Annotated in this window: 9 protein-coding genes; 6 read left to right on the top strand and 3 right to left on the bottom strand. The window is 71.5% G+C overall.

Annotated elements, in window-relative coordinates; all coding sequences use genetic code 11:
- Positions 1-25: 25 nt before the first annotated feature.
- Positions 26-403 carry a VOC family protein gene (locus tag Cco03nite_RS07820; protein WP_203690385.1) on the bottom strand — a complete coding sequence of 126 codons (378 nt, stop codon included), beginning with the start codon at positions 401-403 and terminating at the stop codon, positions 26-28.
- A 79-nt stretch (positions 404-482) separates the two neighbouring features.
- Entirely contained in the window at positions 483-2,486 is a 2,004-nt protein-coding gene (locus Cco03nite_RS07815) for an LVIVD repeat-containing protein (RefSeq protein ID WP_203690383.1), read from the bottom strand.
- A 283-nt stretch (positions 2,487-2,769) separates the two neighbouring features.
- On the opposite strand from Cco03nite_RS07815, the gene Cco03nite_RS07810 reads away from it, so the two are divergent.
- The 5 genes from Cco03nite_RS07810 (at position 2,770) to Cco03nite_RS07790 (ending at position 9,401) form a co-directional block, all read left to right on the top strand.
- Positions 2,770-3,999, top strand: a complete 1,230-nt coding sequence (locus tag Cco03nite_RS07810; protein ID WP_203690381.1) for a hypothetical protein — start codon at positions 2,770-2,772, stop codon at positions 3,997-3,999.
- A gap of 139 nt (positions 4,000-4,138) precedes the next feature.
- Complete coding sequence (locus tag Cco03nite_RS07805) at positions 4,139-4,639, top strand: hypothetical protein (RefSeq protein WP_203690379.1); 501 nt, start codon at positions 4,139-4,141, stop codon at positions 4,637-4,639.
- Positions 4,640-4,738: 99 nt separating this feature from the next.
- Positions 4,739-5,257, top strand: a complete 519-nt coding sequence (locus Cco03nite_RS07800; RefSeq protein WP_308440653.1) for a GAF domain-containing protein — start codon at positions 4,739-4,741, stop codon at positions 5,255-5,257.
- Positions 5,258-5,309: 52 nt separating this feature from the next.
- Positions 5,310-7,373: a putative bifunctional diguanylate cyclase/phosphodiesterase gene (locus Cco03nite_RS07795; protein ID WP_203690370.1), complete on the top strand. Its 2,064-nt coding sequence runs from the start codon at positions 5,310-5,312 to the stop codon at positions 7,371-7,373.
- A 93-nt stretch (positions 7,374-7,466) separates the two neighbouring features.
- Positions 7,467-9,401 carry a sensor domain-containing diguanylate cyclase gene (locus Cco03nite_RS07790; protein WP_203690368.1) on the top strand — a complete coding sequence of 645 codons (1,935 nt, stop codon included), beginning with the start codon at positions 7,467-7,469 and terminating at the stop codon, positions 9,399-9,401.
- 12 nt (positions 9,402-9,413) lie between these two features.
- Here Cco03nite_RS07790 and Cco03nite_RS07785 read toward each other — a convergent pair whose 3' ends face one another.
- The gene (locus Cco03nite_RS07785) at positions 9,414-10,844 is read right to left on the bottom strand and encodes a sugar porter family MFS transporter (protein ID WP_203690360.1); all 1,431 of its coding nucleotides are present in this window, start codon (positions 10,842-10,844) and stop codon (positions 9,414-9,416) included.
- 259 nt (positions 10,845-11,103) lie between these two features.
- Here Cco03nite_RS07785 and Cco03nite_RS07780 point away from each other — a divergent pair, with 259 nt between their 5' ends.
- The gene (locus tag Cco03nite_RS07780; protein ID WP_203690358.1) at positions 11,104-12,009 is read left to right on the top strand and encodes a hypothetical protein; all 906 of its coding nucleotides are present in this window, start codon (positions 11,104-11,106) and stop codon (positions 12,007-12,009) included.
- The last annotated feature ends 1 nt before the right edge of the window (position 12,010 follow it).

Genomic DNA, 12,010 nt, shown 5'->3' with positions numbered 1-12,010 from the left:
CGACCGTCCGCAGTGGCCGGAGCGGTCAGCCGCCGTACGGCCGGGTGATGATCTCGAGGTTGTGCCCGTCGAGGTCGTCCCAGTAGAGGCCGCGGCCGCCGTCGTTGTGGTTGATCTCGTCCGGGCGGCTGTGGAACGGGTCGGCCCAGAACGTCAGGCCGCGGTCGCGGATGCGGGTCCAGATCTGGTCGAACTCGTCCTCGGTCACCAGGAACGCGTAGTGCTGGGTGCGGATCGGACCGTCGGCGCGCACGACGTCGAGCGATACGCCGTTGGCCAGGGCGACCACCCGGAACGGGCCGTAGGTCGCGGCCGGCGCGAGGCCCAGCAGGTCGACGAGGAAGTCCGCGCTCCGGTCGCGGTCGGTGGCCATGACGATGGTGTGATTGAGCTGTACGGGCATGACGTCCATCTTGCCCGAAACGCCGAGGGGGCGGCCCACCGAAACCGGCGAACCGCCCCTGTGACTCTTCGCGCCGTGCTCAGTCGAGCGAGGCGCACTGGCCCCCGGTGGGGCCGTTGACCGTGTTGGCACCACCGAGGTTGATCGGCGCGGGGGAGTTGCCCGAGCAGGAGAGCGGACCGTTGATCGTGCTGTCAGCGATGATCGGCTCGACGCCGGGCGTGCTGCCGCCCGACAGCGAGACCGGCCCGTGCACGGTCGTGTCGACGACCGCCACGCTGCCCGTCGCACCGGAGACGGACACCGGTCCGCGTACGGTGCTGTGGTAGAGGTGCACCGCGGCCGCCGACGACGCCGACACGGCGCCGGAGATCGTCGAGTCGATCGCGAGCAGCGTCGCGCCCCTGCGGACCGCGACCGGGCCGTTGACCGTCGCGCCGTCGAGGCAGGTCACGCCCAAGACCGTCAGCGGGCCGTTGTGGCGGCCGTCGATGGTCGTGGTGCAGGTGCGGGCCAGCTGGTCGAAGCGCGCCCGCGCCACCGCGAAGCTCGGCGCCCAGGTGATCGGAGTCTGGTGCTGGGCGTTGAACTCGGGCAGCTGGACCTGCCGGGCCGCGGCGATCTCCGCCTCGGTCAGGTGGACGCTCGGCTTGAGCCCGAACACGTCGAGGCCACGCGCGATCTCACTGCCGTAGACCGCGCCGTTGTACCAGTACGCGGACCACATGCCGCCCAGCACGAGGCCGGTGGCCGAGATCGGGCCGCGGTCGAAGAACGCGATCTCCTTCGGGTGTGCCGAGTCGGTGTAGTCGACCAGCGAGATGCCGCCCTGGTACCAGGCCTGGGCCATGATGTCGCGGCCGGGCACCGGGATCAGCGAGCCGTTGTGCGCGACGCAGTTCTCGGTCAGCGTCTGGGGCACCGGCAGCTTGTAGTAGCTGCGGAACTCCATCTTGCCGTCGACGATGTCAAAAACCGCGTTCGCGCCCCAGCTGGCCTGGTCGGTCGGGCGGCACCGGGCCCCCGTGCCGCCGCCCCACTCGTCGGTGAAGATGACCTTCCTGCCGTCGTTGGTCAGGGTCGCGGAGTGCCAGTACGCGAAGTTGGGGTCGGCGACCTCGTCCAGGCGCACCGGGTGGGCGGGGTCGGAGATGTCGATCAGGATGCCGTTGCCCTCGCAGGCGCCGGCGGCAAGTCCCAGGGCCGGGTAGGCGGTGATGTCGTGGCAGGCGTCGGTGATGGGGGTGGGACCCCAGTTCGCGCCGGACGGGTGCGTCGGGGCCGGCGGCGCGTTCTGCAGCCCGTCGACCGCTCCGGTGTCCGGGTCGGCGAACAGCCGCGGACCGCTGACGACGGCCGCCGCGGCGGGGTCGGCGACCGGGACCTTGATGACGTCGATGCGCCAGCGCGACGGGTCCTCGCCGCTCGCCGGGTTGTTGTTGCAGCCCGCCATCGTGGCCACGGGGCGCACGCCGGCGGTGCCGGACACGTACACGTACACGTTGGCCGGGTCGTCGGGGTCGGTCACCACGGAGTGGGTGTGCGAGCCGCGGCAGAGCTGGACCGCGGCGACCTGGGTCGGCGTGGTGATGTCGCTGATGTCGAACACGCGCACGCCCTGGAAGCGCTCGCCGACGGTCGGGTTGGTGCCGCAGTCGACCCGGGCGCGGCTCTCCTCGACCGACATGAACAGCAGGTCGCCGTGGACCGACACGTCGCCCTGCCCGCCCGGGCAGACGACGCTGGTCACGACCGACGGGGCCGCCGGGTCGGCGATGTCGACGACGTTGAACCCGTTGAAGTTGCCCATGATCGCGTAGTGGCCGGTGAAGGCGAGGTCCGACGTGACGAACCCGAAGTCGCCGGGGTTCGCGGGGTTGACGAAGCCCGGTGGCTTGTCGAGGTGGGCGAGGTGTTCGAGGTTGCTCAGCGCCGACTGCGCGTCGAGCCAGCCCGCGCCGAGGCCGATGCGGGGGTCCGGGTCGTCGGCGTGTGCGACGCCGGGGGTTAGCCCGGCGATGAGTAGGGCGGCCGCGCCTGCGGCCAGCGCGCTGCGGATGGTGCGTCGCGGAGTGGACGGCATGTGTCGCGCCTCTCTTGTGGAGGAAGCTCAACCAGGGCACGGCAGGTAATGAGCGGCAAGGTCACCGCACCTCACCGGACGGTATCGAAGGAGGGCGATCAGGGCAAGAGGCCCGGCCGCCGACGGGAACCGGCTGCACTACGCTGCGCCTCACTCAGGAAGTGGCAGGGCGCATCTCGGCGGGGGGACTGCGGTGGAACCGGAGATCATCGAGTTGGGCGACACGTGGACGGCGACGGAGGCCCACCCCGGCAGGGCCCGGCCGCCCCGTCTCCTCAGGCCGGTGGCCGCGGCGGTCGCGCTGCTGCTCACGGGCGCGCTGGGGGCCGCCGCACCGGTGACGCCGCTGCTCACCCAGGTCGCCGAGCTGACCCTGGACGGCGCCGACGGAGTGCTCCCCGGCGCCGTCGACCCGGTGCGGGATCTGGTGCTGGTACACGGCGGTGCGGGACTGTCGGCGTACGAGCTGGCCGACGGCTCGCTGCGCTGGCGGCTGCCGCCGTCCTCGGGCCGGGGACGCGGCGTCCAGGTCACGTCGCAGGCGTCCGACGTGCTGCTGGTCAACGAGGACTTCCCGGACGGCGGCACGTCCTCGTCCGCCGTGGACGTGCGCACCGGGGCCGTGCGCTGGACCACCGGGCAGTATGTCTGGGCCCTCGGCGAGTACGCGCTGGAGAGCCCGCCCGTCGAGGTGCGCGCCGAACCCGAGTCGTCCGGCGGCGGGTCGCCCCTGCGCGAGCCGATGACCATGACGGTGCGGGAGCTGAGCACCGGCCGGGTGCGGTGGGTCCTGCGGGGCGCGCCGTTCGCCGCGATCGACGAGACGGCACCGGAGGCGTGGTCGGTCGATGAACGGGGTGAGTTCACCGTGCACGACCTCCGCGACGGCCGCCTGCTGCGCACCGGCCGGGTCGCGTTCCCGCCCGGCAGCCCGGAGATGGCGGCGGTGTACGGCGGGATGCTCGTGCTGTCCGCGCGCCTGCCCACCGGCCAGTACCTGGAGACCCGGTACGACACCCGGACCCTGCGCGAGCTGTCGGTGACCTCCTCGCCGCTGCGCTTCCCGTGCGGCGGTCACCTGTGCGAGGTCGGCGACGTCGGCGGGGTGCGGACACCCCTGGCGGTGCTGGACCGCGACACCCTGGCGGTGCGCCACCGCCTCGAACCGAACATGAACCTGTTGCCGAGCGCCCAGGGCGCGATCACGGTCCAGATGGCGGGGGAGGGGTCGCTGGGCGCGAACGCCGACCGGCTGATCGATCTGGCCGACGGCACGACGCTGCTGGACCTGACGGGATGGGGCGCGCAGCTGGCGTTCGACGGGAGCCTGGACGCGCTGCTGATGCGACGGGTGCCCGACGGGGTCCAGGTCGCCCGGATCGAGGACGGCCGGGTCCGGCTGCTGGGCACGCTGCCGGCCTCGCTGCAGCGCTGCTTCCACACCCGGCAGCGGATCGCGTGTGTGTACGACGGCGACCGGCTGGGCGTCTGGAGCGTCGCCGCGACTGCCTGAGTCAACACTTTCGATGTGCCGTCGCGCCGGGCGGCGGAGCGCGTTGCCGCCGCTCCTCACGATCATCTAGGGTGCCACGGTGCCATCCACTTTGTCCGGACGGCACCGTGCCAGTGTGAATCGTCGAGGAGTCCTCCGCATGCGCCGTACCGCCGTCTCCGTGCTGCTCGCCCTCACCCTGGCTGGCGCGGCAGCCTGCAGCGACGATGCCGAGCCGCAGGCGGCGCCCACCTCGGCCGCCCCGGCGAGCAGCGCCACCGCGAACCCGGTGACGAGCCTCGCGTTCGCCTGCGAGGCCGCCGACGGCCTGTACGCCACGCTGAACAAGCAGACACAGGCACACATCCAGCGCGGCTTCGCGGCGGAGAAGCGCGGCGACACGGCGACGGTGGCCAAGGAGCTGGCGGCGCTGGACCCGGTGTTCCTCGCCGTGTCGGCGAAGTTCGGCGAGGCCGCGGACCGGGTGGCCGACGACGAGGTGAAGCTGGCGCTGAACGACCTGGCCGACGCGGCGTCGACGGCGGCCTCGTTCACCACGTTCGCCGAGTTCGGCGCGATGCAGCAGCTGACCGTCTCCGGCGAACTGGTCCTGATCCGCAAGTGCCGGTACTCCGGATACCAGATGGTCAACCTGGTCTGACCGCTGCCGCTCGGGGCCGTCATTTCGCCGGATGAGGTGCGCGGTGGTTTCACCCGATATAACATTGAAAGTTAAAGCAGGAGTGGGAGGGGGCGAATAATGCAGATTATTTCGGTCAGTCCCATTGACTGGGCGATCGACATGATGGACGGTGCGAAAACCGTCGAGGACGTCCAGACCGCTCTGCGATGCAGCGGGCGGGCCGCGGTGCAGGCTCAGGGTGTGACCGTCGTGCAGCTCGAGGACGGCCAGTGCCACTACCTGTGCGAGGACGCGATGAGCCCGCTCTGGCAGGGGCAGCGCTTCCCTGCCACGTCGTGCATCAGCGGATGGGCGATGCTGCACGACCAGACCGTGGCCATTCCCGACATCCGCGCCGACGACCGTATCCCGCAGGCCGCGTACCGCCCGACGTTCGTCCGCAGTCTGCTCATGGTCCCTATCCGGGTCGGCGGTGTGCCCGTCGGCGCGATCGGGGCCTACTGGGCGGACCTGCACCAGGCGACCGCGGAGGAGAAGGCCGTGCTGGAGCGGCTCGCGGAGGCGGCGGGTCGGGCGCTGGCCAGGCTGTCGTCGCCCGTCGGCCGGACGGGCGCAGACCGCGCCCTGGCCGTCTGAGGCCGGAACCGGACTCCCCGCGGCGGCGCGGATGACCGCCTACGAGCCAGACGTGTCCTCTCCGCCGCGTGAGCGGGCCGACGCGGACAGGGTGCTGCGCGACGTCGCGGCCGAACTGGCCGTGGCCGCGGGCGCCGAGGACGTGGTCGAGGCGCTGGACCGGGCCGTCACCCGGCTCGTTCCGGCCGGCTCGCCGCACGAGTTGCGCATTCTGCTGCCGGAGGACCCGGCCGGGTCCGCCGGTCGGCTGCCGGGCCGGGACGAAGCCGCGGGGCTGGTGCTGATCGAGGTGGACACGCCCCGGTCGGGTCAGGTCGGCATCCTGCTGATCGACCGGGCCACCGCGGCGGTTGCGCACCTGCGACCGGCGCTGGAGGTCATGTCGGCACAGGCCGCGCTGGCGATCGAGAGGATACGGCTGGCCGCGGAGGTGAGCCGCTACCGCAGCTTCCGCGAGATCGAAGCGCTGATGGAGCAGACCCGCGACGTGGTGCTGATCATCGATGAGGACGGCTGCATCCAGTACGCGAGCCCGTCGGCGCGCCACGTGTTCGGGACTTCTGCGCTGCTGCATGCCAAGCTGCTCGACTTCATCGACGCCGCGCAGCGGCCGGCGGCCGAGTTCCTCCTGCGGCACGTGCGCTCCGGCCGAGCCGGTGCGGTGGAGAGCCGCGCCGACTGGACCGTCCAGGCGCTGGACGGCAGGACCCCGGTGGTCGAGGTCGCCTGCCGGGAGTTGTGCCCGGCGGGCCCGGCCCGCGACCTGGCACTCACCCTGCACGACGTGACCGCGCAGCGGCGGCTCGAACACGACCTGACCGAGCGCATGTTCCACGACGCCGTGACCGGCCTGCCCAACCGGGTGCTGTTCGCGGAGCGCACCGAGCACGCGGTCGCCGCCGACGGAGGCCTCACCGCGGTGCTGCTCGTCGACCTCGACGACTTCGGGGCCGTCAACGACAGCTTCGGGCACGCCGTCGGCGACGAGGTCCTCCACCTGATGAGCGAGCGGCTGCGCGACGTCGTCGGCGACCACGGGGTCGCCGCCCGGTACGGCGGCGACCAGTTCGCCGCGCTGATCCAGGACGCCGACACCGCGGCAGACGTCGAACGCGTCGCGGCCCGGCTCTGCCGATCACTGGCCGAGCCGATGCGGACCAGCGGCGGAACGGTCGTCGTCTGCTCGGCGAGCATCGGGGCGGCCATGAGCGCGCCGGGCGGCAGCGCGCACGAACTGCTGCGCAACGCGAATCTGGCACTGCGCACCGCCAAGTCCGCCGGCACGGGGCAGTGGCGCAGGTACGAGCCGTCGATGACCGACCAGGTGCGGCAGTCGGAACTGCGCGCGGCCCTGGGCGCGGCCATCGACGGCGAGGCGCTGCTGCTGGAGTACCAGCCGATCGTGGCGCTGCGTACGGGCCGTACCGTCGGCTTCGAGGCCCTGCTGCGGTGGCAGCATCCGACCTGGGGCCGGCTCCTGCCGGGAGAGTTCATCGAGGTCGCCGAGGAGTCGGGACTCATCGTTCCGATCGGCGAGTGGGTGCTCGGGGCGGCGATGCGGGCCGCGGGCCGGTGGCGCGACGCGGGGCAGGCGCGCGCCCCGTACGTGAGCGTCAACGTCTCGGCCCAGCAGTTCCGGTCGGACGGCTTCGTCGACACCGTCGTGCGCCTGCTCGCGCAGACCGGGCTGCGCGCGCACGGGCTGGTCCTGGAGATAACGGAGAGCCTGCTCCTGCGCGACGACGACAAGGTGTGGCACGCGCTCGAACTGCTCCGGGCCAGGGGGGTCCGGGTCGCCATCGACGACTTCGGCACCGGCTACTCCGCGCTGGGCTACCTGCGGCAGATCCCGTTGGACATCGTCAAGCTGGACCGGCTGTTCGTCCGCGGGCTGACCACCTCCCGCCGGCAGCGGGACCTGGTCGAGGGCATCGTCACGCTGACCCGGGCGTTGAGCCTGGACGTCGTGGCGGAGGGCATCGAGACCGAGCACCAGCGCCAGGCCTGCCTCGCCACGGGCTGCACGTACGGCCAGGGCTACCTCTTCGCCGTGCCGATGCCGGAAACGGACACCGTCAGCTGGCTCGCCGAGGCGCATCGCGCTCCGCCGCCCTAGCATTATCCGGTTTCATCATTAAGTTCCCATTTGTTCGGAGTCGAGCGCTGGGGCATCCTGGGGACGATGGTCGCGGTTCGGAGGCGGTCTCGAATGTTCACCGACGCAAGCTCCGGCACTGCGGCCGGCGAGGATTCCGGCCTGCGCAAGCGCGCCAGAGTGTGGATCTGGTACGTCGGCGTGTCGCTGGCACTGCTGGCGGCGTACGCGGCGACGGCCGGCCACGGCTTGACGCAGGCGATCATATTCACCGGTTCGAGCCTGGCCGCCGTCGTGGCGATCCTGGTCGGCATCCATCTGAACCGGCCCACCAGCCCCGAGGCGTGGTATCTACTGGCCGCCGGGCAGGCCGCCTACGTGGTCGGCAACGTTGGCTGGTACGTCGCGGCGGCCGCGCAAGGCAGGCCGACCGCGTTCCCGTCGCCCGCGGTGGACGTCTTCCTGGCCTCATACGTGCTCAGCGGGCTGGCGCTGCTGCAGCTCATCCGGGCCCGGCGGGCCGGCGGGGACTGGTCGGCGCTGCTCGACGCCCTGATAGTCACCATCGCGTTCACCAGCGCCAACTTCGTACTGGTCGTCGCGCCCCTGCTCGGTGCGTCGCAGTTGTCCTGGCACGGCCAGCTGCTGGCGGGGGTCTACCCGTTCCTGGACATGATCTTCCTTGCTCTGGCGACCAGGCTCTTCTTCGGTGCGGGCAGTTCACGGCGCGCGCTGGCGCCGCTCGCGGCGTGGGCAGCCGCCCTGCTCCTGGCGGACCTGGCCTACGGCCTCCGGCAGGTGCGGGGTGTCACCGGCGACGGCGACTGGCCGTTCTACGGCTACCTGCTGTCGTTCCTCTTCGTGGGCGTGGCCGCGCTCCACCCGACGATGCGCAACGTGACCGCGCACCGGGAGCGGGCCGACGAGGCCGGCCGCGCGCGGCTGGTCGCGCTCGGCCTCTGCGGGCTGGCCGTGCCGGCGCTGGTGGTGGACTCGGTCCGGCACGGGGAGCAGATCGAGCCCGTCGTGCTCGCGTGCGCCTCGGCGGTCATGTTCGTCCTGCTCATGCTGCGCGTGGGCGACCTGCTCGCCAAGATCGTTGCCGCGGCCCGGCGCGAGCAGGGCCGGCTCCAGCAGTTTCTCGAGGCGATCCCCATCGGGGTGGACGTCCGGGATGCCGGGACCGGCCGGTCGGTGTACGCCAACCAGGTGGCCGGCCGGATTCTCGGCTACGACCCCGGGCGGGTCCACTCACCGGCCGAGCTGCCCCACCTGTACACCAGCGGCACGGGCGAGCCCTACCCCCCGGAACAGCTGCCGGTGTCCCAGGCCCGGCAGGGCCACGTCGCCGCCGTCGAGGACATGGAGGTCGACCGGGAGGCCCAGCGCCGGCAGCTGCGGGTGGTGGCGACGCCGATCCGAGACGGCGCGCAGGTCAGCTACGTGCTGACCGCCTTCACCGACATCACCGACGAGCGTCGGATGGCCGAAGAGCTGCGCCAGCTCGCGGTGATCGACGAGCTCACCGGTGTCAACAACCGCCGGGGTTTCCTGCTCGCCGCACGCCAGGAGCTGGCCCTGGCCGAGCAGGCCCGTCGACCCGGGGTGCTGCTGTTCGTCGATCTCGACGGACTCAAGATCATCAACGACAGCTACGGCCACGGCGTCGGCGACCACGCTCTGGAAAGCACCTCCAAGCTGCTGCAGGCCAACATCCGCCGCCGTGACGTGCTGGGGCGCATCGGCGGCGACGAGTTCTGCGTGCTGCTGACCGAGGCGGGCCGGGACGCCGACGTCGACCTGTGGGCCGGCCGGCTGCGCGAGCAGGTGACCCGGCACAACGAGACGAGCCGCCAGCCCTACCGGCTCGCGCTCACGGTCGGGGCGACGTTCATCGACCAGGACGCCCCGAACACGATCGAGGACCTGATCGCCCGCGCCGACGCGGCCATGTACCAGGCCCGGGAGCGGTACAACGGCCGGGACTTCCAGGGGCCCGTGCGCATCCTGCGGCTGATCCAGGACACGCGGCCGACCGGAACCCCGTGACCTGCGTACCGGCTACGGCGTGGTGGGCGCGTGCCCGGCCGCCTTGTCCGTCCACATCTGCTGGATCTGCTCCAGGGTGCGGCCCTTGGTCTCCGGCTGCCGCCGCCAGACGAAGACGAAGGTGATCAGGCACATGGCGGCGAACAGGAAGAACGCGCCGGACTCGCCGATCCGGTCCACCAGGGTCAGGAAGAATCGGGTCACCAGCCACGCCGCGCCCCAGTTCGCGGCGGTCGCGACGGCCACCCCGCGGCCGCGGACGAAACCCGGGTAGATCTCGTTGATGACCGTCCACACCACGGGCCCCAGCGAGAAGGCGAAGCTGGCGATGAAGACCACCATCGCCACGAGCAGGATCACCCCGGCGTCGCTGGGGGTGTTCGCGGTCGCCCCGGTGGCGGCCGTGGCGATCCTGTCCAGGTAGCGGAAGCAGAAGGCCATCACCAGCAGGGAGAGGCCCATGCCGATGAGGCCGGCGAACATCAGCGGCCGCCGGCCGAGCCGGTCGACGTACGCGACGGCGATGAGGGTGGCCAGGACGTTGACCACGCCGATCGACCACGTCGTGGCGGCCGTCTGCTGCTGCGGGGTGCTGAATCCGGCGGCCGCGAAGATCTTGTCGGAGTAGTAGATCACCGCGTTGATCCCGGTGAACTGCTGGAAGATCGCCAGGCCGACGCCGAGCACGAGCGGGGCCCGCCATCTGCGGGAGAAGACCTCGCCCCACGACGCCTGCGCGGTGCCCAGGCTCGCCTTGATGTCGCTCAGGTTCGCCTCGACGTCCTCGTCGGGGCGCACCTTGCCGATCGCGTCCACGGCCTTGTCCCGCTGCCCGGTCTTCATGTACCACACCATGGAGTCCGGCAGCGGGAACATGGCCAGGATCAGCAGCACCCCGGGCACGACCGACAGGCCGAGCATGAGCCGCCACTGGCTGCCCGAGGACAGCAACTCGTCGATGATGTCGGCGATCAGGATGCCGAAGGTGATCGCCAGCTGGTACATGGACACGAACCGGCCGCGCAGCCGGGTGGGCGCCATCTCGGCCGCGTACAGCGGAGCGGCCAGCGACGCGACCCCGACGCCGAACCCGACCACCAGCCGCCCGACCACCATGACGCCGGTGCCCGGGGCCAGCGCTTCGATGAGCGCGCCGATGGTGAACAGGACCGCGGCCCAGATCACGGTGACCCGCCGGCCGAGCTTCTCCGCCATGACACCGGCGACCAGCGCGCCGAACAGCGCGCCCAGCGTCACCCAGCTCGTGATGATCTCGATGACGAACGTGCTCGGGTGGAACGACTGCTCGATGCCGTTGAGCGCGCCGCCGATGACACCCTGGTCGTATCCGAACAGCAGGCCGGCGAGCATGACCACCGCGCCGACGAAGACCAGCCACTTGGTGATCCGATGCGGCGTGCCTGCCTCCGGTGTCGCCGTCATCGCGGAGCCCTTGCGGCATTTGCCAGCATGTCGCCAGTTTATGGTGATAAGTCATCGAGCAGACGTATTTCGCGGCGAAGCCCTCCTGCCCGGCGTTCACCCTGGCGGCCTTACCGGAAGGTAAGGCCGGCCTGTCCCGCCGGTCCGCAAGTGTCACCTCGCGGCCATATCGCCGGTCATCGACCAGCCGACATATTTGTTCTCGACAGCCGGCGTCCGCCGGCTCGACGAGAGACTGAGGCAGAAGACGATGAGCGCGATGAGCAAGCTGCGGGTCCCGGCCGTCTCGGCCGCGATCGCGCTGGCGCTGACCGGCTGCGTCCCGGGCTCCGGCGGCGGGCAGGCGGACCCCTCCCGGCCGGCCGCCGCTTCCGGCAGCCCCGCGGCGGCGGCGCCGACAGAGATCCAGATCAACAAGTCCTACTGGTACACCGGGTTCAAGGTGACCCTGGGCGCGGCGCGCCTCGTCGCGTCGTCCGCCGGCGGAAAGGCGGTGACGATCGAGGGCGTCTTCCAGAACCTCAGCCCCGAGCACCCGCGCGAGCCGGCGTCGGACGTCCTGCTGACCGTCGGTGACCGCACCTACGCCGAACCGGACCATCAGCTGGAGCAACTGCCCGAGGTGCCGGCGCAGCGCAGCCAACCCGGCACGTACGCCTTCGCCGTCGACGAGCACTTCGTGCTGGCCGACGCGGTGCTCGTGGTCGGCAGGCCGGCGGACCGGCAGGCGGCGATCCCCTTCACCGGCCCGGACGGGCTCGTCGCGCTGGAGCCCAAGCCGGTGTCGATCACCGGTAAGGTGCTGCGGGAGAAGAGCGGCAAGGTGTACCTGACGGTGTCCGCGGCGGAGGTGCGCGCCGACGAACCGCTCCTGCACGGCGAGGCCCCGACGGGCCAGGAGTTCGTTCGGCTGACCTTCTCCGCCACGAACGACACCGCCGCCGGGTTCGCCTGGGTCTTCGACCGCGACCTGCACCTTCGGCTTCCCGACGGCACCGTGATCGCCACCGCCGACAACTGCAGCCGCGCGCAGATATACCCCGCGCCGTACGCCACCGCCACCGGCGGGCTCGCCTGCTTCCTGGTGCCCTCCCCGGCGAGCGGCGAGTACCTGCTCACCTGGAACCGGTACGCGAAGGGTGCGCTGCGCGTGCCGATCGATTGAC

Origin of the sequence: Catellatospora coxensis, assembly GCF_016862635.1 — a bacterium.
Lineage (GTDB): Bacteria > Actinomycetota > Actinomycetes > Mycobacteriales > Micromonosporaceae > Catellatospora > Catellatospora coxensis.
Note: the sequence above shows the minus strand (reverse complement) of the source record. Positions and strands in the feature narration are given on the sequence as shown.